The following is a 19,756-nucleotide window of genomic DNA, read 5'->3' as shown; positions in this document are numbered from 1 at the left end:
GAGGAGTTACGCGGTCGCGGCAAGCAACGGATGATCGTGATCCGCTGCGGCCATCTCCGGAGTCATGTCGACCAGCTCCCACGCGGTCTCGTCCGCGAACAGGGTCCGGAGCAGCTTGTTGTTGAACAGATGCCCGGATTTCGAGGCGTCGACCCGGCCGAGAATCGGCGCGCCGGCAAGATAGAGATCGCCGACGCAGTCGAGAATCTTGTGCCGGACGAACTCGTCCTTGAAGCGCAGCCCGCCCTCGTTGAGGATCTTGTCGCCATCGACGATCACCACATTGTCGAGATTGCCGCCCCGGCCGAGACCGGCCGCGCGCAGCCGGTCGATATCTTCCATGAAGCCGAAGGTACGGGCGCCGCTGATGGTCTCGTTGAAGGTGCCGTTGACCAGCTTCACGTCGAGGCTCTTCTCGGTGATCGCGGCGCTGTCGAATTCGATCTCGAAATTGACCGAGAAATGATCGTCCGGGGTGATCGCGATGCGGCGCTTGTCGTCCTGGGCGCTGACGGTCTTCAGAATCCGGATGGCCCGGCGCGGGGCATCGAGGGAGGCGGTGCCGGCGCATTCGATCAGCAGCACGAACGGCTCGGCGCTGCCGTCCATGATCGGCACTTCCGGGCTGTCGATCTCGATCAGGGCATTGTCGATCCGGCAGCCGGCAAGGGCGGCCATCAGATGTTCCACCGTGGAAACCCTGACCCCGTCGCTGTTCTGCAATCCGGTGCACATGGTGGCGTCATGCACCATGTCCCAGCGGGCGGGGACCAGCGGGTCCTGGCCGGAGATATCCGTGCGCTTGAAGACGATGCCATGGTCGGCGGGGGCCGGATGCAGTGTCATCACGCAGTCGACACCGCCATGCAGGCCCACACCCCGGCAGGAAATACTCGTCTTCAAGGTCTGTTGTGCAATCACGTCGGATGCTCCTGACACCGGACCCGGAAATTTCAGTCCGATTTCTCGGCAAATTCCTGTCGGAGTGTTGGTAATTAAATAAGCCCCAGAAGATGTATCAATATCTCCTGGGGCTCTCAAATCACTCTTTGTGACTGAATGTTACGCCGTAATGTATTGATTTAACGGCGTAAATTCAGGGTTAGTTTGCCTGCCTGCGCAGGAAGGCCGGGATGTCCAGGAGATCGTCTTCCTGGCGCGTCGGGGCCACCCGTTCCGACTGGTCCAGAGACCCCAGACGGGCCTGCTTCGGCTCGGCCGAATGGATGTCCACGAACCGCTGCGGGCGGGCTTCCGGGGCCGGTTCGGCCGGCTTCTTGCCGCCCATGCCGGTCATCCGGGTAAACAGGCTCGGCCCCTTCTCCCCGCCGGTTTCCTCGCGCCGGCCGGCATTCGCCATGGCCGCTGCCTGGAACGGATCCGGCTCGCCGCCAGCCTTGGAATCCGGCATGGCCGGCGGCGGAGCGATGAAGCTGTCGCTTGCCTTCGGTTCGGCCGGTGCCTTGGCTTCCTCTTCCGCTTCCGCCCGGGCCGTGTCGGCCTGGGTCTGGGCGGTCAAGGCCGCGTCGTCGAGATCGGTTTCGCCGATCACCAGGGTGTTGCCGGCGACATGTACCGTCCCGCTGCTTGCGGAAATGGCCGGGATGTCACCGACCGGAGCACTCGGCCCGGCAACGGCGCTTTCCGCGGCCGGCTTCACCGGAGCGGCTTTCGCCTTGGTCGGGACGACGGTCAGCGGCGGGCGCTTCTGGGCCATGCCCTCGGCGGCGATGCCGGTGGCGACGACGGAAACCCGCATGACGCCTTCCAGCTTCTCGTCGAAGGTCGAGCCGAAGATGATGTTGGCTTCCGGATCCACTTCCTCACGGATGCGGTTGGCAGCCTCGTCGACCTCGAACAGGGTCATGTCCATGCCGCCGGTGATGTTGATCAGTACGCCGCGGGCACCCTTCATCGTGGTGTCCTCGAGCAGCGGATTGTTGATCGCTGCCTCGGCGGCGTCGATGGCCCGCTTCTCGCCACTGGCCTCGCCGGTCCCCATCATCGCCTTGCCCATCTCGCTCATCACCGTGCGGATGTCGGCAAAGTCGAGGTTGATCAGGCCTGGCATGATCATCAGGTCGGTGACGCCGCGCACACCGGAATGCAGCACATCGTCGGCCATGTTGAAGGCGTCGGCGAAGGTGGTCTTCTCGTTCGCCACCCGGAACAGGTTCTGGTTCGGGATGATGATCAGGGTGTCGACATACTGGGTCAGCTCCTCGATCGCCTGATCCGCGATCCGCATGCGGTGATGGCCCTCGAAGTGGAACGGCTTGGTCACCACGCCGACGGTCAGGATACCGTTTTCGCGAGCGGTCTGCGCGATCACCGGAGCGGCGCCGGAACCGGTGCCGCCGCCCATGCCTGCCGTGATGAACACCATGTTGCTTTCGCGAAGGTTGTCCATGATGTCTTCGATCGCCTCTTCGGCGGCCGCCCGGCCAACTTCCGGCCGGGAGCCGGCACCGAGGCCCTGGGTCACGCCGGTGCCGAGCTGGATGGTGCGATCCGCCAGCGACTGTTTCAGCGCCTGCGCGTCGGTGTTGGTGACGATGAATTCGACACCCTCAAGGTTGGAGCGGATCATGTTGTTGACGGCGTTGCCGCCTGCACCGCCGATGCCGACGACGCTAATCCGCGGCTTCAGTTCGTTATCATCGTTCGGGACTGAGATATTGATGGTCATGGGGGGCCTCCTGATCTCGCGTTAGAGGGTTGTCTGGGGGATACGTGCCTGGAGGAGCACGCGGGATTTCGGCCTTCTGGCCTGATTTTCTTGGTCGGTGGTCTGCTTGTGGTCACGGCGCGGCCTTTCGGCCGGGCGTGTCGGGCACGGGCCGGAGCTTGCGTTGGGTGTGAACCGGAATTGCTGCATTAGAAGTTCTCCCTCAGCCAGGAGTGGACACGGCCGAACAGGCCGCCTCCGGTCTCCTTGTTGGCGACGTGCCCTTGGCGGGACGCGTCAAGTGCCGGGTCGGCGGCATAGGCAAGCAGTCCGGCGCTCGTCGCGAAGGCCGGACCGCTGGCAACATCCGCCAGCCCGTTCACCCGGATCGGCCGGCCCAGTCGGACCTGCTTATCCAGGATTTCCTGTGCCAGATCCCGGATCCCCGGCATCTGGCTCGCGCCGCCCGTGATGACCACGCGGCGGCCGGCGACCTTGTCGAAACCGCTGGCTTCCAGCCGGTTGCGGACAAGCTCGAAGGTTTCCTCAAGACGCGGATGGATGATCCGGATCAGGAGGGATTTCGGAACGTGATTGGGATGGTTCTCGTCCTGCTCGCCGACCAGCGGTACGTCGATCACTTCGCGCTCGTCGAGGCTGGAGGGAATGGCGCTGCCATAGAGCGTTTTCAGGCGCTCGGCTTCGTGCACCGGCGTGGCAAGGCCGCGCGCGATGTCGCTGGTGATATGGGCGCCGCCGACGGGCACGCAGTCGGTATAGATCACGCTGCCGTCGAAGAAGACGGCCATGGTGGTGGTGCCGCCGCCCATGTCGATGACGGTGACGCCGAGGTCACGCTCGTCCTCGACCAGGCAGGCGAGGCCGGCGGCATAGGGCGAGACGACGAAGGCCTCGACGCCGAGATGGCAGCGCTCGACCACGCTGGCGATGTTGCGCACCGCGCTGGAGGCGGCGGTCACCAGATGCATGTTGGCGCCGAGCCGGTCGCCGCACATGCCGCGCGGATCGCGGATGCCGCGGCTGCCGTCGATGGAGAAGCCGACCGGGATGGAGTGGATGAGCTTGCGGTCCGCCTCGACCTCGACCCTCTGCCACTGGCTGAGGATCCGGCGCATGTCGGAATCGCCGACCTCCTGGCCGCCGATGGAGACCTCGACGCCGACGGTCTGGGAGTGCGGATAGCCCCCGGAGAGATTGACGAAGACGCGCTGGATGGTCTCGTCGGCCATCTTTTCGGCGGCATGCACGGCCGCGCGGACGCATTCCTCGGCCTCCGCCATGTCGACGATCATGCCGCTGCGGATGCCGCGGGCGATCTGGTGACCGATGCCGGTCACCCGGATCCCCGGCAGGCTGGCTGCCTGTTCGCCGTGATGTTCGGCGCGCGCACCGTTCTCCCCGACCCGCGCGATCAGGCAGCAGACCTTCGTCGATCCGATATCGAGGATCGCGACGGTTCCGGTCCGGGGCTTGGCGAGGCTCTTGCGCATCAGGTGTCTTTCCCCGGATTCCGGAGGCGGCCGGTCACGTTCGGGGCAACCCGGACGACAAGCTGGTTGGGCAGGCGCAGGTCGATGGCGATGACGTCCCGGTCGAGAACCTGATGATCGCGCTGCAGCTTGGCGAGATGGGACCAGGCCTTGCCCGGGGCATGCTCCGGCAGTTCGATATCGACGCCGGTGTCGAGCCGGACATTCCAGCGCCGTTCGCCGATCCAGGTAACGGCGCGGACACGCAGCTTCAGGTCCGGCTCGCCGGACAGCAGGTTGAGGAATTCATGGGCGCGGGCCGGTGCGTCGGCACCGACCACGATCGGCAGGTCGGCGAAGCGGCGCGGGTTCTGGCCCGGGACCTCGACGCCGCGATCGTCGATCAGGGACAGGTCTCCGTCGCGCTGCCACAGGGCGAGCGGGGTGCGTTCCTCAAGTTTGACGAACAGGGTGTCGGGCAGGCGTCGTTCGACCGCTGCGGTACGCACCCAGGGCAGAGCATCGATACGGGATTTCAGCGCTTCCAGATCGATGCCGAGGATCGGCGCGCCGCGATCGGTCGCGATCGCCGCAACCAGGGCGCTGCGTTCGGTCCGGTAACGGCCTTCGACCAGAATGTCGGAAACCACGAGGCCGAGCTCGTTCGAGATGTCCGTGCCGACCATGTCGATCATCCGGGCCGCTTCGTCCACGGCGCCGGTACGGGCTGCGTGCCAGCCGCTGGCCGCAACGATGGCGGTCAGCGTCGCGAACCCGGTGCCGATCAGCACCTGACGCATGCGCCGGGCGGACATCCGCGGGCGCCGGGTCTGGCGCCGCCGGGTGGCGGTGGATTTCTTGCCGGTCTTGCTCTTGACGGCGCTCAGTAGTCGCATCGCGCGTCCTCCACCAGCTTGGCGCAGAGCGCGGGGAAATTCATGCCATGGAAGCTGGCCTGTTCCGGGACGAGCGAGGTCGGCGTCATGCCCGGCTGGGTGTTGATTTCCAGCAGATAAAGGTCGTCGGGTCCGACATCGTCTCCGGTGTCGTCGAAGCGGAAATCGGCCCGGCTCACGCCCCGGCATCCAAGAGTGGCGTGGGCCTGTTCGGCCATCTGCAGGACGCGGCTTGTTACGGCTTCCGGCAGAGCGGCCGGCAGGATATGGATCGACCCGCCATCGGCGTACTTGGCGTCGTAATCGTAGAAGCCGTGCTCCGAGGTGATCTCGGTCACGGCGAGGGCTGCGCCATCGAGCACGGCAACTGTCAGCTCGCGCCCGGCAATGAATTTTTCCTCAAGCACGATATCGCCGAACGGCCAATCTTCCGCCGTCGGTCGGTAATTGTCGCCCGGACGGACGATATGCACACCGAGGCTGGAGCCCTGATCGATCGGCTTCAGGACGTACGGCCGCTTCATGGCTTCGCTTTCCAGCGCCTCGGCGCGGGAGCGGACGACACCCGGCGGGCATTTCAGCCCGGCCCGCATGAAGAGGTCCTTTGCGCGCGGCTTGTCCATGGCGATGGCAGAGGCCTCGACGCCGGAATGGGTATAGGGAATGTCGAGGATGTTCAGCAGACCCTGGATGTTGCCGTCCTCGCCGATCCGGCCATGCAGAGCGTTGAAGCAGACGTCCGGCTTCAGTTCGGCAAGCCGGAACGGGATGCTGCGATCGACATCGACTTCTGTCACCCGGTAGCCGGCTTCGCGCAGCGCCTTGGCGCATTCGTGGCCGCTGGAGAGGGAAACCTCGCGTTCACCGGACCATCCGCCCATCAGAACGGCGACATGCTTGCTCATGAGCGGTCTCCCCTGTTCGTGTTGCTGGCAACACCGCCGACGCCGATACGGCGGATTTCCCAACGCAGTTCGATGCCGCTGGTCTGCTTCACCCGGCGCCGGACTTCTTCGCCGAGCACTTCGATATCGGCGGCTGTCGCCGTGCCGGTGTTGATCAGGAAATTGCAGTGCTTTTCGGAAACCATGGCGCCGCCGATCTGGAGGCCCCGGCATCCGGCGGCGTCGATCAGTTGCCAGGATTTGTGGCCTTCCGGATTGGCGAAGGTGCTGCCGCCGGTGCGCTCACGGATCGGCTGGCTGGCCTCGCGGGAGCGTTTGATCTCATCCATCGCGGCTTTGATCTCGTCTCTGTCTCCGACCGGCGCCTGGAAGGTGGCGGCGGTGAAGATCCAGTCCGACGGTGCGTCCGAGTGGCGATAGGACATGCCGAGTGTGCCTGCCGGAACCCGGCGCAGGATGCCGTCGCCGGTCACCAGCTCCGCAGAGAACAGAACGTCCTTGAATTCGCTGCCATAGGCGCCCGCATTCATGCGCAGGCCGCCCCCGATGGAGCCGGGAATGCCGGACATGAAGGCGAGGCCGGTGCGGCCCTCGGCGAGGGCCGCTTTGGCGAGATTGAGGTCGAGAACGGCGGCGCCCACGGTCACCATGTCGGCACTGAAGTTGATCTGGTTGAAGCCTTTGCCGAGCCGGATAACCACGCCCGGGATGCCGCCGTCCCGGATCAGCAGGTTCGATGTGACGCCGATCACCGTGACCGGAACGTTCTCCGGCTTGTCGCGCAGGAAGGCGGCCAGATCCTCGGCGTCTGCGGGGCGGAACACCACCTCGGCAGGGCCGCCGACGCGGAACCATGTCTGCCCGGACAGATCGACATTCTCCTGATAGCGGCCGCGCACTTCCGGCAGGCGCTCGATCAGGGATGTGTGCGTATCTGAGCGAAGGGCGGCCATGATCATTGCCCGTCCTTCCCGGCAGCGTCGGTGCTGCCGCCGATGACGTGTTCGAGCTGGCCAGGCAGCGCCTGTGCCCAGTTGGTGATGTTTCCGGCGCCGAGGCAAACCACCAGATCTCCGGGTTCGGCCAGTTCGGCGATCCGTCCGGCGAGTTCCTCGGGGGCTTGCAGCGGGTAGACATGCCGATGACCGCGGGCACGCAGACCGGCGACCAAGCTGTCCCGGTCGGCGCCCTCGATAGGCTCTTCACCGGCGGCATAGATGTCCGCGACGATGACGCCGTCCGCGTCATTGAAGCAGGCGCAGAAATCCTCGAACAGATCGTGCAGGCGGGAATAGCGGTGCGGCTGAACCACGGCGTAGACCCGGCCATCCGGGCAGGCGGAGCGGGCGGCGGAGAGCACGGCGCTGATCTCGACCGGGTGGTGGCCGTAATCGTCGATCACGGTGATGCCGCCGGCCTCGCCGGTCTTGGTGAAGCGCCGCTTGACGCCGCTGAACCCGGCGAGCGATGTGCGGATCTGCTCGTCGCTCATGTCCATCTCAAGGGCGATGGAAATGGCGGCGAGCGCGTTGGAGACATTGTGCTGGCCGTACATCGGCAGGGCGATGCCTTCCAGAACCCGCTCGCTGTCATGCGCACGGTCGGCGATGATGACGTCGAATTTCGCGCCGGAGCTGGTGATCTCCAGATTGCTGGCGCGGATATCGGCCTGCGGCGAAAACCCGTAGGTGATGATGCGGCGGTCGGAGACCCGTGGGATCAGCTTCTGCACCGTCGGATGGTCGATGCACATGGTGGCGAAGCCGTAGAACGGAATGTTCGCGACGAAGGCCCGGAAGGCTTCCTGCAGCTTGTCGAAATCGCCATGGAAATCGAGATGCTCGGGATCGATGTTGGTGACCACGGCGATGGTCGCCGGCAGCCGGTTGAAGCTGCCGTCGCTTTCGTCCGCCTCGACAACCATCCAGTCGCCGGAGCCGAGCCGGGCATTGGTGCCGTAGGCGTTGATGATGCCGCCATTGATTACGGTCGGGTCCATCCCGGCGCCGTCCAGCATGGCGGCGACCAGGGAGGTGGTCGTGGTCTTGCCGTGGGTTCCGGCGCAGGCGATGGACCATTTCAGCCGCATCAGCTCGCCCAGCATCTCGGAGCGGTGGACGACGGGGAGCATGCGTTCGCGCGCGGCCAGCAGCTCGGGATTGTCCGGCTTGATGGCGGTGGAGATTACGAGGATTGAGGCGTCGTCGATATTGGAGGCCTGCTGGCCCACGAACACCGTGATGCCGAGCTTCTTAAGGCGGCTGACATTTGGGTTCTCGGACAGGTCACTGCCCTGCACCGAATAGCCGAGATTGTGCAGCACTTCGGCAATACCGGACATGCCGATGCCGCCGATACCGGTGAAGTGGATGGTGCCAATGTTGAGCGGCATCTCTCTCATGCGGCACTTCCTTGCTGGACAGAGGCGGTCGCGGCGGAGAGCGCCGGCGCGGTGGCGATGACGAGGTCGGCGAGCTGGTCGGCGGCGTCGGGCGTGCCGGCGGCACGCGCGGCGTCCGCGGCGCGATGCAGCCGGTCGGGTGCTTTCAGCAGGCCAAGCAGGGAGCCCGCCAGTTTCTCGGCGATGAACTCATCTGGCTCCGGCATCATCCAGGCCGCACCCGTCGCCTGACAGGCAAGGGCATTGGCGGTCTGATGGTCGTCGGAGGCACTCGGATAGGGCACCAGGATCGCCGGGCGGCCGATGGCGTTCAACTCGGCGATGGTCGAGGCGCCGGAGCGGGCAATTACCAGATCAGCCGAGGCCATGCGGTCCGGCAGGTCGTCGAAGAACGGGCGCACATCAGCGGCAACGCCGAGGGCGCTGTAGCGTGCCTTGACCCGGTCGACATCCTCGGCCCGGCTCTGCTGGGTGATGCGCAGGCGCGGCAGCATGTCCGCCGGCAGGCCGGCAATGGCTTCCGGCACAACAGTGGAGAACACGGTCGCGCCCTGGCTGCCGCCGAAGACCAGCAGATTGAGATGGCCGTCGCCCGTCTCCGCTTTCTCGCCGCGCAGGGCGAGCACGGCCGGGCGGACCGGGTTGCCGGTGAAGTGGCACTTCGCCGTCTCGCCTTCCGAGAGATTGGTCATCTCGCGGAAGGAGGTGGCGATCTTGTGGGCATGCGGGGCCAGGAACCGGTTGGCCCGGCCAAGCACGGCGTTCTGTTCATGCAGCACCACCGGCAGGCCGAGGAAGGCGGCGGCCCGCACGGTCGGGACCGAGGGATAGCCGCCGAAGCCGACCGCGATCGCCGCGTTCAGGCTTTTCAGGTGCAGCGCCGACTGCAGCGCACCGAAACCAAGCTCGACGATCGCCTTCGCCTTGCCGGCCATGCCGCCCCTGCTCGGGCTGGCGGCGCGGATGCGGCGCACGGCGATGTCCGGGTTCACGCCCTCGAACCGGCCGCCGCGGTCATCGGTGACAAGCGCGACGGAGATGCCGCGGCGCAGCAGGGCTTCGCCGAGGGAGAGGGCCGGGAAGATGTGCCCGCCGGTGCCGCCGGCGGCGAGGATGACGGTCTTGGCTTTCATAGCGCCTCCATCCGGCCCGCACGGCTGCGGGTCAGGGCCAGCGTCAGTCCCATGCCGAGGGCCAGCGCCAGCAGGGAGGAGCCGCCATAGCTGATGAAGGGCAGGGTCATGCCCTTGGCCGGCATGAGCTGCAGGGCGGAGGCCATGTGGATCAGCGCCTGCAGGCCGAACTGGGCGAGCAGGCCGGCGCCGGCCAGCAGCACGAACAGGCTCTGCTCGGCGAACAGCCGGGCGAAGCCGCGCAGCACCACGAAACCGAACAGGGCGATGAGCAGGATGCAGACGATGGCGCCGAATTCCTCGCCGGTGACGGAGAAGACGAAATCGGCATGGGCGTCCGGCAGGTAGGCCTTCACCTGGCCCTCGCCCGGACCGGTGCCGAACAGGCCGCCGCTGCGGAAGGCTTCCAGCGACCGGTCCACCTGGTAGCTGTCGCCGGCGGCCGGATCGAGGAAGCGGTTGATCCGGTCGTTCACGTGCGGGAACAGGAAATAGGCGGCGACCAGTCCGCCGACGCCGCACAGCATGATGCCGCCGACCAGCATCATCGGCAGGCCGGCCAGGAAGAACTGGCCGAACCAGACCAGCGAGACCACCACGGTCTGGCCGAGATCCGGCTGCAGCAGCAAGAGGGAGACGACGAGGCCATAGAGGGCGATGGCGATCCACTGTCCCGGAAAGCCGTTATCCTTGCGCCATTCGGAGAACATCCAGGCGGCCACCACGGCGAAGCAGGGCTTCATGAATTCCGAGGTCTGCAGCGAGAAGCCGCCGAGCGGCAGCCAGCGCCGGGCGCCCTTGATCTCCGGGCCGACCATCAGGGTCAGGACGAGCAGGCCGAGGCAGCCGATGAAGCCGACCACGGCAATCCGGCGGACCTGCAGCGGGGTCATCAGCGAGCAGGCGAAAAGGATGACGGCAGCGACCGGCAGCAGCATCAGCTGGCGGCGGACAAAATGGTAGCTGTCGAGCCCGATGCGCTCGGCCACGGCCGGGCTGGCGGCGAAAATCATCAGGGCGCCGAACAGGATGATCAGCAGCAGGGCGCCGGAGGTCCAGCGGTCCACGGTCCACCACCAGCGGCCGAGGATGCTCGTGTCGGTGCGGGCGATCGAGCTCATGGCCTGACCTCCCCGCCGCAGGAACCGGCGGTCAGCTGCAGCACCTGGGCGCGGAACCGGTCGCCGCGCTGCTCGAAACTCTCGAACTGGTCCCATGAGGCGGCGGCGGGAGACAGCAGCAGGGTGGCGTCGGCCAGATGTTCCCGGCGGGCCATCAGATGCGCGGCGGTGACGGCCTTGTCGAGGGTGCCGCATTCGGTATGCGGCACCGCGCCGTCCAGCGTCGCGCCGAAAGTGCCAGCCGCTTCCCCGATCAGGAAAGCATGCCGGATGCGCGGGAAATAGGGGGCCAGAGGCGCGATTCCGCCTTCCTTGGCCTGGCCGCCGGCGATCCAGTAGATCGGCTGGTAGCAGCCGAGCGCCCGTTCCGCTGCGTCGGCATTGGTGGCCTTGCTGTCATTCACGTAGCGGATGCCGTCGCACTCGGCGACCAGCTCCTGGCGGTGGGCAAGCCCCGGAAAGCTGTCGATGGCGCGGGCGATCGCATGTTCGGGGATCCCGGCGGCACGGGCTGCGGCAAAGGCAGCGGCGGCGTTCTGCTGATTATGCGTGCCCGGCAGGGTCTTCGCGCCCGAGAGATCGAGGAGCGGCTCGTCGTTCGCGGTCAGGACCGACCCGGCGACCCGGAGATCGGCCAGACGATTGTCGGTCCCGGAGATCCGGATCAGCGTCGGCGCCTGACCGTCGAGCCGCTTTGCAATGGCGAAGGACTCGCGGTCGTCGATCCCGATGATGGCGGTATCGCCAGTGCCCTGACTGGCGAAGATCCGGGTTTTCGCCGCGATATAGCCCGCCAGGCCGCCATGCCGGCCCAGATGGTCCGGCGAGATGTTCAGCAGGATGGCGATATCCGGCGCCAGCGACGGCGTCAGCTCGAGCTGGTAGGAGCTGAGCTCGAGAATATAGGTGCCGTCGGCGCCGAGCGGCGCGAAGGACAGAACCGGGGTGCCGAGATTGCCGCCGACTTCCGCGCGCTTGCCGGCGGTGGCGAAGATATGGCCGATCAGCGCCGTGGTGGTGGATTTGCCGTTGGTGCCGGTGATGGCGACGATTTTGGCGTCCGGGCATTCCGCCAGCAGCAGCTCGACATCGCCGATGATGGCGACGCCCGCCGCCTTGGCATATGCGGCAGCCGGATGCGGCGCCGGGTGGGTATGCGGGATGCCGGGGCTGAGGACGAGCGCGTCGATGCTCTTCCAGTCCGCCTGTTCCGGGTTCTCGATTGTTGCGCCGATCCGTGCCGCCTCTGTCCGTCTTTCTTCCCTGTCGTCCCAGGCAATGACGATCGCGCCGCCGGCGACAAGCGCGGCGACCGTGGCCAGCCCGCTGAGGCCGAGCCCCATGACGAACAGGCGTTTTCCGGATTTGCTGCGGCAGACGATCATCGCTCCTACCTCAGCTTCAGGGTGGACAGGCCGATCAGCGCCAGGATGACGGCGATGATCCAGAACCGGATGACGATGGTCGGCTCCGCCCAGCCCTTCTTTTCGAAGTGATGGTGCAGCGGGGCCATGCGGAAGACGCGCTTGCCGGTCAGCTTGAAGGAGGCGACCTGGACAATCACCGACGCGGTTTCCAGCACGAACAGGCCGCCGATGATGGCGAGCACCAGCTCGTGCTTGGTGACGATGGAGATGGTGCCGAGGGCGCCGCCGAGGGACAGCGAGCCGGTATCGCCCATGAAGACCATGGCCGGCGGGGCGTTGAACCAGAGAAAGCCGAGCCCGGCGCCGAGCAGGGCGCCGCAGAACACGGCAAGCTCGCCGGTGCCGGGGACATGGTTGATCTGCAGGTAGTTGGCGAACACCGCGTTGCCGGTCAGATAGGCGATCAGCGCGAAGCACAGGCAGGCGATCATCACCGGGACAATGGCCAGCCCGTCGAGCCCGTCGGTCAGGTTCACCGAGTTGGAGGCGCCGACCATGACGAAGATGGCGAAGGGCGCGAAGAACCAGCCGAGATCGATCAGCACATCCTTGAAGAAAGGCACGGCGAGGCCATTGGCCAGGCTGGCCGGCATGCTGTCCTGGATCATCAGAACGGCGACTACGGAAATCACGATCTGGCCGAGCAGCTTGATCCTGCCGGGCAGGCCCTTGGTGTTGCGCTTGGTCAGCTTCAGGTAATCGTCGGCGAAACCGAGCAGGCCGAAGCCGCCGGTGACCACCAGAACCGCCCAGATGAACCCGTTGCTGAGGTCGGCCCAGAGCAGGGTGGAGACCGACAGCGCGATCAGGATCAGCAGGCCGCCCATGGTCGGCGTGCCCTTCTTCGTCAGCAGGTGGCTTTCCGGCCCGTCCTCGCGGATCGGCTGCCCCTCGCGCTGCTTGCTGCGCAGCCAGTTGATCAGCCGGGGGCCGAGCACGAAGCCGATGAGGAGCGCGGTCATGATGGCGCCGCCGGTCCGGAAGGTGAGATACCGGAACAAGTTGAAGATCTGATAGTCGTCGGAGAGAGGGACGAGCAGGTTGTACAGCATGGTGCGCCTCTAGCCTCCGTGAGCCGCGCTGGGCGGCGATATCCGGTTTGACTCGGCGAGATCGCGGATGGCACCGACGATCGGCGCCATGGCCATGCCGAGGGATCCCTTCACGAGGACGACGTCGCCGTCGGAAAGCTGGGCGGTGACCTGCGCGGCAACGTCGTTCGCTGTGGCGCCATGGCCACCGAACAGCACCGGCGGCAGGTTGCGCCCCACCTGCTCCATCATCGGACCGACGGTGAAGACGAGATCGGCGGAGCCGCAGATTTTTGCCAGCAGGTTCAGATGCAGGATTTCCGATCGCTCTCCAAGCTCCAGCATGTCGCCGAGCACGGCGACACGGCGGCCCAGGCCTTTCGGCTTGGTCATCGAGAGCACTTCGAGGGCGGCGGCGACGGAAGCCGGGCTGGCATTGTAGCTTTCGTCGATCAGCAGCAGGCCGAGGTCACCGAAGGCGACGTTCTCTTGCCGGCCGCGTCCGGCCTTAGCCGTAACGTCCCGGATCGCCTTTGCGGCCTTGTCGAGGTCGAGCCCCAGCGCCTGAATGCAGGCCAGCACACCGACCGAATTGAAGGCCCAGTGCGGGCCGATGCCATCGATCCGGTAGACCAGTTGCCTGCCGTCCACCCGGACCACGATATTGGAGCCGTCAGGACCGCAGTCGGCGCCGATCAGCCGGACATCCGCATCCTCGCTGCGACCGAACGTGACGATCCGGGCGCCCGCGGCTTCGGCCCGGTCGGCGCAGAAATCGAAGTTCGCGTTGTCCCGGTTCAGCACAGCGAGCCCGCGGTCTTTTTCCAGGCCTTCGAAGATTTCGCTCTTGGCTTCGGCGATCTGCTCGAGGTCCCGGAAATGCCCGATATGGGTTTCCTCGACATTGGTGATGATGGCGAGGTCGGGCCGGACCAGCCGGGTCAGGGCGGAAATCTCGCCGAGATGGTTCATGCCAAGCTCAAGCACGGCGTAGTCCGCGTCCTTCGGCAGCCGTGAAAGGCTGAGCGGGGCGCCGATATGATTGTTCAGGTTGCCGGCGCTGGCATGGACCGAACCGAAAACGGCAAGCGCGGCCGCCAGGGAATCCTTGGTGCCTGTCTTGCCGACGCTGCCGGTCACGGCCAGCACGGTTGCGGAAGAGCGCGCCCGGGAGGCCACGGCGATATCGGTGAGGCCGCCCAGAACGTCTTCGACCGCGAGCAGGGAGGCATTGCCGTCCAGCCTGTTCGGAATGCGGCTGACCAGCGCTGCCGCCGCACCGGCGTCAAGCGCGGCGCCGACATAATCATGGCCGTCCACCCGTTCGCCCGGCAGGGCGACGAACAGGCAGCCCGGTGTGACCTTGCGGCTGTCGATGACCAGGTCCGTGATCTCGAAGGCGGGCCCGTGAAGGGTGCCGCGCGTCGCCTTGACCAGCTCGTCCGATGTCCAAAGCGGAGCGGTCATCGAACTTCCCCCAGGAGAGCTGATACGACGGCGCGCGCGGCGTCTCTGTCGTCGAAGGACCGGGTTTCGGTTCCGACGATCTGATAGGTTTCGTGGCCCTTGCCGGCAATGATCAGGGCATCGCCGGGTTGCAGGGCCTTGATGGCGGTTGAAATGGCCGTTGCCCGGTCGCCGATTTCCATGGCGCCGGGGCAGGCGGCCATGATCTGGGCCCGGATCTCTTTCGGGTCTTCCGTCCGCGGATTGTCGTCCGTCACATAGACATGATCGGCAAGGTCGGAGGCGATCCGGCCCATGATCGGGCGCTTGCCTGTGTCCCGGTCGCCGCCGCAGCCGAACACCACGTGCAAGGCACCGGCGACATGGGGGCGGACTGCCGTCAGCACGGTTTCCAGCGCCTCGGCCTTGTGGGCGTAATCGACGAAGATCGGTGCGCCGTTCGGGTGCCGGACCGCGAGTTCCAGGCGGCCGCGCACACCAGCGAGGGCGGGCAGGCTGTCGAAGACCTTCGTGGCATCGACACCGGAGGCGATGACGATCGCGCTTGCGGCCAATGCGTTCATGGCCTGGAAGGCACCGATCAGCGGCAGCTCGACCGTGCGCTCCTGGTCGGCAAAGGCAATGGTCAGGTGCTGGCCGGTGGAGGTCGGCTCCCGGCGAATCAGCCGGAGATTGGCATCCGGTGCGGTGCCGAAGCAGAGGGTCCGGAGCCCGCGTCTGGTCGCTATGGCCGCTATGTCGGCGCTTTCCGGCGCATCCGCATTCAGGATGACCGTGCCGTCCGCCTGCAGCACCCGCTCGAACAGAGCGGCTTTTGCCTTCAGGTAGGAGGCCATGTCCTTGTGGTAGTCGAGATGCTCGTGGCTGAGATTGAGGAAGGCCGCAATGCCGATCTTCACGCCGTCGAGGCGGAACTGGTCGAGCCCGTGGCTGGAGGCTTCCATGGCCAGGTGATCAATACCGCGATCCGCGAGGTCGGCGAGGGCTGCATGCAGCTGCACCGGGTCCGGCGTGGTCAGGCCGGGGCCGTCCGTGCCGTCATCGGTGGTGATGCCGAGAGTGCCGAGACTGGCGCTCCTCTCTCCGAGTGCGGCCCAGATCCGGCGGGTGAACTCGGCTGTCGAGGTCTTGCCGCTGGTTCCGGTGATTGCCGCAACAACGCTCGGCTGCCTGCCATAGAACCGGGCGGCCATCAGCGCCAGGCGGCGGCGCGGATTGTCGTCGGCGATCAGGGCAATGTCGTCCGCATCGGCTTCGGTGCCGTCTTCCGCCAGCACGGCGACCGCACCGCGACGCACGGCATCGCCGATGAACTTGCGTCCATCGAGCGTGTTGCCGGACAGCGCGGCGAACAGATAGCCGGGCTGGACCTGGCGGCTGTCTGCGGTCAGCCCCGAGACGTCACGCTCCAGCGCGCCCGACGCCAGAAGTGCGGCGGTGCGTGGGTCGTGGCGGATCAGGTCGCCGTTTATCAGCTCAGAAAGACGCAAGTGCCTTTTTCCCCTTGGGTTGAGGGATCTTCACCACCAAAGCGCGGCGAATTTCGGGCGCCTCTTCGTCCACGGGCGTCACATTCAGGAACGAGGCGGCGCGCTCTATGACGCGTTTCACCGCCGGAGCCGCGACCCAGCCGCCGGTGGCATAGCCGAAGGAGCTCTTGTTGCCTTTCGGCTCGTCCACCATGGCGAGGACGACATAGCGCGGGTCATTCACCGGGAAGGCGGCGACGAAGGAGGACAGCAGGGCCTTGCGCTGATAGCCGCCGCGCCGGCCGGGCTTCTCCGCCGTGCCGGTCTTGCCGCCGACCAGATAGCCCTTGGCGTTGGCGTTCCGCCCGGTGCCTTTTTCGACCACCAGCCGGAGCAGGCGGCGCATGGCCCGGGAGGTCTTCTCCGAGATCACCCGTTCGCCGACCAGCAGCTCCGTGCTGTCCCGCTGCAGCAGCGTCGCCGGATGGCGGACACCGCCATTGACGATACTGGAGACGCCGTTCGCCAGCTGGACAGGGCTGACCGCGATGCCGTGCCCGAAGGAGATCGTCATGGTGTTGATCGGGCGCCAGGGGCTCGGCGACAGAGGCCGGCCGCGTTCCGGCAGCTCGATCGCGGAGGCTTCGAGGAAACCGAGCTTCCGCATGAAGTCCTTTTGCCGCTCGCCGCCGACATCCAGCGCCATTTTCACGGAGCCGATATTCGACGAATACATGAAGATTTCCGGCACCGACAGCCAGCGGTTCTTGGCATGGTCGTCATTGATGGTGAAGCGGGCGATCCGGATCGGCTTGCTGGCGTCGTAGCCGTTATGCATCGTCGTGGTGCCGTAATCGAGCGCCATGGCGGTGTTAAAGATCTTGAAGGTCGAGCCCATCTCGTAGACGCCGAGCGTGGCCCGGTTGAACACAGCGTCGTCTGAGACCTTGTCCCGGCGGTTCGGGTCGAAATCCGGCAGCGAGACCATGGCGACGATCTCGGAGGTGTTCACGTCCATGACGATGCCGGCGGCGCCGATGCCGTCGAAGGCGTCGATCTGGGTCTGCAGTTCCTCGCGCAGGATGTGCTGGATCCGGACGTCGATCGACAGGCGCAGCGGATCGGAGCCGTCGCGCAGCATGGAGTCGAAGCTTTTCTCGATGCCGGACAGGCCGACATCGTCGAAACCGGCGCGGCCGACGATATGGGCGGTCAGCCGGCCCTGCGGATAGATCCGCTTCGACTCGTTCTGGAAATACAGCCCGGGGATGCCGAGCTTGTTGACCGCATATTGCTGGCGCGGGGTCAGGTTGCGCTTGATCCAGGTGAAGCGCTTGTCGTCGGAGAACTTGGCGACCAGATCGGCCTGGTCCAGATCCGGCAGCACGGTGCGGAGTTCCTGCGCTGACTCGACCGGGTCCATGATGTATTTCGGGTCGGCATAGAGCGACGGCACATTCAGTGTGGTCGCCAGCAGCATGCCGTTGCGGTCGACGATGTCGGCCCGTCCGGTCTTGTGGGTCAGGGTGCCGCGCTCTTCGGCCAGGCGGGGCTCTTCGGCCCGCTCGAAGACGGAGACGTCGATCACCCGCGCGGCGATCACGGAAAAGGCCAGGGCGAAGACGGAGCCGGCGATGAGCAGGCGGGTGCGGCCCTGTTCAAGGGCCTGCTTGCCGTTGCCCTCGAGCCTGAGGGTCTTTTCCGGGGCCGGAATATCGCTTGAGTCGAGCCGTGTATGGGTCATCACTGCGCCCCCGCTTTGATCGAGATCGGCCGGACCATCGGCAGGATGATGCCGGTATCGCCGGCGCTGGCGTCGGACAGCGCGCCCGGTTCGTCCAGCAGCTGCGGCAGCATGTCGAGCGAGGTCATCTGCAGGTGCCGGGCCCGCGGCCGTTCGCTGAATGTGCGGATCAGGTGTTCCAGCCGGTCCGGCCGGTTCAGGTAGCTCCATTCCGCGTTCAGCACCTGGATGGCTTCCTGGTCGGCCAGGATTTCACGGTGCAGCGCGTTCAGCCGGTCCTCGCGGTCCTGCACTTCGTGCTTGACCAGGAAGAGCATGATGCCGGCGCAGGTGGCGAGCAGCAGCCAGAGGGTCATGGAGCGCCGCATCATGCCGCCTGCCGGTCCCAGGCCGGTGCATCGGTACGCTCGGCGACGCGCAGGCGGGCGGAACGGGAGCGCGGGTTGCGTCTCTCTTCCTCTTCGCCGGGGCCGATCGGCTTGCGGGTGATCTCAAGGAATGTCGGTGCGGGGCCGGTCTGGCCGGTTTCCGGGACATGCCGGGACGGCCGCGCGGTCTTGCCGGCGCGGGTCCGGATGAAGGTCTTGACCCGGCGGTCTTCCAGGCTGTGGAACGAGACAACGGCAAGGCGTCCGCCCGGATGCAACAGGCGTTCGGCGGCCTCGAGGCCGCGGTCGAGCTCGCCGAGCTCGTCGTTCACATGGATGCGCAATGCCTGGAAGGTCCGGGTGGCGGGATCGATGCCTTCCCGGCCCTTGACGCGGGTGCGCGGCACCACCCCGCGGACGATCTCAGCAAGCTGGGACGTCCGCAGGATGGCGCTGCCAGTCCGTGCCAGGACGATGGCTTTGGCGACGCGGCGGGAAAGCCGCTCTTCGCCAAGTCGGTAGATCAGGTTCGCGAGATTCTCTTCGCTCTCGTTGTTCACCACGTCGGCCGCGCTCGGGCCGGACTGTTCCATCCGCATGTCGAGCGGCCCGTCCTCGCGGAAGGAGAAGCCGCGCCCGGCATCGTCGATCTGCGGCGAGGAGACGCCGATATCGAGGGTCACGCCGTCGACCGTCTCGATGCCGGCTGCGCGGACCAGACTGTCCATGTCGCCGAACCGGCCTTCGATCAGCATCAGGCGATCGCCGTAGCGCTCCTTCAGCGGAGCGCCGCGCTTGATGGCATCCGGATCGCGGTCGATGGCCACGACACGGCAGTCCGCCGCATCGAGGATCGCGGTCGTGTAGCCGCCGGCGCCGAAGGTGCCGTCGAGGAAAGTCTTGCCGGAGGCGATATTGAGGGCGCCGACGACCTCGTCGCGCAGGACCGGGATATGGACCGCGCCACTCACGTGTCTCTCCCGCGTCCGACCATGGGCAGGGTGATGCCCCGGTCGCGGGCCCGCTGGCGCTTTTCGGTCCGGTGCGCCTCGTAGGCGTCCGGCTGCCAGAGCTGGAAGCTCTTGCCGAGGCCGACGAACATGATGGTGTCGGAGACGCCCGCATAGTCGAGCAGGTCCTGGGGCATCAGCACCCGGCCATCGCCATCGATGGTGAGCTGCCGCGCGTCGGCCAGGATGGTCTGCAGGTCTTCGGCTTCTTCGGAGAAGGCGTCGAGCCGGTCGATGGAGTCGACCATTTCCTGGATGCGCTCGTCGCCGCAGCCGTCGATGCAGGCATGTTTGAAGGACGGGTACAGGATCAGGCCCGAGGAAGCCTGCCGCTCGAGAACGCTGCGAAACGATGCCGGAACGGACACGCGTCCCTTCCGGTCAACCTTGTTCGCGAATGTGGACAGAAATACTGCCACGACGTCCCCCGTTCTCGACCGGCACCCCACCCGCTGGACTGCCGCTTCACCCGCAAGGCGCCGACCTTCCATTGGCCAGGCGCCGACCCCTTCCGGTCCGCCGGACCTGCCGTGATGGAGTTGGCATGGGTCTGGTACGGTCCCGTATGGGATTACATGGGATACCATGGGTCAAAGTGGAGTGCAATGGGAATGAAATGGGAAAAC

Annotated in this window: 17 protein-coding genes; all 17 read right to left on the bottom strand. The window is 66.2% G+C overall.

Translation table 11 applies throughout. The features are described from left to right. Nucleotides 1–6 precede the first annotated feature (6 nt). On the bottom strand, nucleotides 7–921 hold the full coding sequence (gene lpxC, locus RH950_RS19990) for a UDP-3-O-acyl-N-acetylglucosamine deacetylase (protein WP_350059512.1): 915 nt from the start codon (nucleotides 919–921) through the stop codon (nucleotides 7–9). Between the two features lie 181 nt (nucleotides 922–1,102). Continuing rightward, nucleotides 1,103–2,689 carry a cell division protein FtsZ gene (gene ftsZ / locus RH950_RS19985; RefSeq protein ID WP_350059511.1) on the bottom strand — a complete coding sequence of 529 codons (1,587 nt, stop codon included), beginning with the start codon at nucleotides 2,687–2,689 and terminating at the stop codon, nucleotides 1,103–1,105. 188 nt (nucleotides 2,690–2,877) lie between these two features. Then, the gene (gene ftsA / locus RH950_RS19980; protein WP_350059510.1) at nucleotides 2,878–4,179 is read right to left on the bottom strand and encodes a cell division protein FtsA; all 1,302 of its coding nucleotides are present in this window, start codon (nucleotides 4,177–4,179) and stop codon (nucleotides 2,878–2,880) included. Then, nucleotides 4,179–5,054: a cell division protein FtsQ/DivIB gene (locus RH950_RS19975; protein WP_350059509.1), complete on the bottom strand. Its 876-nt coding sequence runs from the start codon at nucleotides 5,052–5,054 to the stop codon at nucleotides 4,179–4,181. The genes ftsA and RH950_RS19975 overlap by 1 nt, the downstream gene beginning before the upstream one ends. Beyond that, nucleotides 5,042–5,959, bottom strand: coding sequence for a D-alanine--D-alanine ligase (locus RH950_RS19970; RefSeq protein WP_350059508.1), 918 nt, complete (start codon nucleotides 5,957–5,959; stop codon nucleotides 5,042–5,044). The genes RH950_RS19975 and RH950_RS19970 overlap by 13 nt, the downstream gene beginning before the upstream one ends. Further along, nucleotides 5,956–6,912 (bottom strand): UDP-N-acetylmuramate dehydrogenase, encoded by a 957-nt coding sequence (gene murB, locus RH950_RS19965; RefSeq protein ID WP_350059507.1) that lies wholly within the window; start codon nucleotides 6,910–6,912, stop codon nucleotides 5,956–5,958. Before murB ends, RH950_RS19970 begins: the two co-directional genes overlap by 4 nt. Before the next feature lie 2 nt (nucleotides 6,913–6,914). Next, nucleotides 6,915–8,360: a UDP-N-acetylmuramate--L-alanine ligase gene (gene murC, locus RH950_RS19960; protein ID WP_350059506.1), complete on the bottom strand. Its 1,446-nt coding sequence runs from the start codon at nucleotides 8,358–8,360 to the stop codon at nucleotides 6,915–6,917. Then, nucleotides 8,357–9,493: an undecaprenyldiphospho-muramoylpentapeptide beta-N-acetylglucosaminyltransferase gene (murG, locus tag RH950_RS19955; RefSeq protein ID WP_350059505.1), complete on the bottom strand. Its 1,137-nt coding sequence runs from the start codon at nucleotides 9,491–9,493 to the stop codon at nucleotides 8,357–8,359. Before murG ends, murC begins: the two co-directional genes overlap by 4 nt. Beyond that, complete coding sequence (locus tag RH950_RS19950; RefSeq protein ID WP_350059504.1) at nucleotides 9,490–10,614, bottom strand: FtsW/RodA/SpoVE family cell cycle protein; 1,125 nt, start codon at nucleotides 10,612–10,614, stop codon at nucleotides 9,490–9,492. Before RH950_RS19950 ends, murG begins: the two co-directional genes overlap by 4 nt. Further along, nucleotides 10,611–11,999, bottom strand: a complete 1,389-nt coding sequence (gene murD, locus RH950_RS19945) for a UDP-N-acetylmuramoyl-L-alanine--D-glutamate ligase (protein ID WP_350059503.1) — start codon at nucleotides 11,997–11,999, stop codon at nucleotides 10,611–10,613. The genes RH950_RS19950 and murD overlap by 4 nt, the downstream gene beginning before the upstream one ends. 5 nt (nucleotides 12,000–12,004) lie before the next feature. Next, on the bottom strand, nucleotides 12,005–13,093 hold the full coding sequence (gene mraY / locus RH950_RS19940; protein WP_350059502.1) for a phospho-N-acetylmuramoyl-pentapeptide-transferase: 1,089 nt from the start codon (nucleotides 13,091–13,093) through the stop codon (nucleotides 12,005–12,007). A gap of 9 nt (nucleotides 13,094–13,102) precedes the next feature. Next, entirely contained in the window at nucleotides 13,103–14,539 is a 1,437-nt protein-coding gene (locus tag RH950_RS19935; protein ID WP_350059501.1) for a UDP-N-acetylmuramoyl-tripeptide--D-alanyl-D-alanine ligase, read from the bottom strand. Further along, nucleotides 14,536–16,029 carry a UDP-N-acetylmuramoyl-L-alanyl-D-glutamate--2,6-diaminopimelate ligase gene (locus RH950_RS19930; protein WP_350059500.1) on the bottom strand — a complete coding sequence of 498 codons (1,494 nt, stop codon included), beginning with the start codon at nucleotides 16,027–16,029 and terminating at the stop codon, nucleotides 14,536–14,538. The genes RH950_RS19935 and RH950_RS19930 overlap by 4 nt, the downstream gene beginning before the upstream one ends. Then, a complete protein-coding gene (locus RH950_RS19925) occupies nucleotides 16,016–17,752 on the bottom strand; it encodes a peptidoglycan D,D-transpeptidase FtsI family protein (protein ID WP_350059499.1) in 1,737 nt (578 codons plus the stop codon). Before RH950_RS19925 ends, RH950_RS19930 begins: the two co-directional genes overlap by 14 nt. Then, nucleotides 17,752–18,123: a cell division protein FtsL gene (gene ftsL / locus RH950_RS19920; protein ID WP_350059498.1), complete on the bottom strand. Its 372-nt coding sequence runs from the start codon at nucleotides 18,121–18,123 to the stop codon at nucleotides 17,752–17,754. Before ftsL ends, RH950_RS19925 begins: the two co-directional genes overlap by 1 nt. Further along, entirely contained in the window at nucleotides 18,120–19,091 is a 972-nt protein-coding gene (rsmH, locus tag RH950_RS19915; RefSeq protein WP_350059497.1) for a 16S rRNA (cytosine(1402)-N(4))-methyltransferase RsmH, read from the bottom strand. Before rsmH ends, ftsL begins: the two co-directional genes overlap by 4 nt. Beyond that, the gene (gene mraZ / locus RH950_RS19910; RefSeq protein WP_350059496.1) at nucleotides 19,088–19,549 is read right to left on the bottom strand and encodes a division/cell wall cluster transcriptional repressor MraZ; all 462 of its coding nucleotides are present in this window, start codon (nucleotides 19,547–19,549) and stop codon (nucleotides 19,088–19,090) included. The genes rsmH and mraZ overlap by 4 nt, the downstream gene beginning before the upstream one ends. Between the last annotated feature and the right edge of the window lie 207 nt (nucleotides 19,550–19,756).

The organism is Nisaea sp. (assembly GCF_040217065.1).
In the GTDB taxonomy this organism is placed as follows: Bacteria; Pseudomonadota; Alphaproteobacteria; order Thalassobaculales; family Thalassobaculaceae; genus Nisaea.
Note: the sequence above shows the minus strand (reverse complement) of the source record. Positions and strands in the feature narration are given on the sequence as shown.

What these genes read in the sequence shown, in the direction of transcription:
- ftsZ (WP_350059511.1), bottom strand. Translation starts at nt 2,689, where the DNA reads ATGACCATCAATATCTCAGTCCCGAACGATGATAACGAACTGAAGCCG.
- ftsA (WP_350059510.1), bottom strand. Translation starts at nt 4,179, where the DNA reads ATGCGCAAGAGCCTCGCCAAGCCCCGGACCGGAACCGTCGCGATCCTC.
- RH950_RS19975 (WP_350059509.1), bottom strand. Translation starts at nt 5,054, where the DNA reads ATGCGACTACTGAGCGCCGTCAAGAGCAAGACCGGCAAGAAATCCACC.
- RH950_RS19970 (WP_350059508.1), bottom strand. Translation starts at nt 5,959, where the DNA reads ATGAGCAAGCATGTCGCCGTTCTGATGGGCGGATGGTCCGGTGAACGC.
- murB (WP_350059507.1), bottom strand. Translation starts at nt 6,912, where the DNA reads ATGGCCGCCCTTCGCTCAGATACGCACACATCCCTGATCGAGCGCCTG.
- murC (WP_350059506.1), bottom strand. Translation starts at nt 8,360, where the DNA reads ATGAGAGAGATGCCGCTCAACATTGGCACCATCCACTTCACCGGTATC.
- murG (WP_350059505.1), bottom strand. Translation starts at nt 9,493, where the DNA reads ATGAAAGCCAAGACCGTCATCCTCGCCGCCGGCGGCACCGGCGGGCAC.
- RH950_RS19950 (WP_350059504.1), bottom strand. Translation starts at nt 10,614, where the DNA reads ATGAGCTCGATCGCCCGCACCGACACGAGCATCCTCGGCCGCTGGTGG.
- murD (WP_350059503.1), bottom strand. Translation starts at nt 11,999, where the DNA reads ATGATCGTCTGCCGCAGCAAATCCGGAAAACGCCTGTTCGTCATGGGG.
- mraY (WP_350059502.1), bottom strand. Translation starts at nt 13,093, where the DNA reads ATGCTGTACAACCTGCTCGTCCCTCTCTCCGACGACTATCAGATCTTC.
- RH950_RS19935 (WP_350059501.1), bottom strand. Translation starts at nt 14,539, where the DNA reads ATGACCGCTCCGCTTTGGACATCGGACGAGCTGGTCAAGGCGACGCGC.
- RH950_RS19925 (WP_350059499.1), bottom strand. Translation starts at nt 17,752, where the DNA reads ATGACCCATACACGGCTCGACTCAAGCGATATTCCGGCCCCGGAAAAG.
- ftsL (WP_350059498.1), bottom strand. Translation starts at nt 18,123, where the DNA reads ATGATGCGGCGCTCCATGACCCTCTGGCTGCTGCTCGCCACCTGCGCC.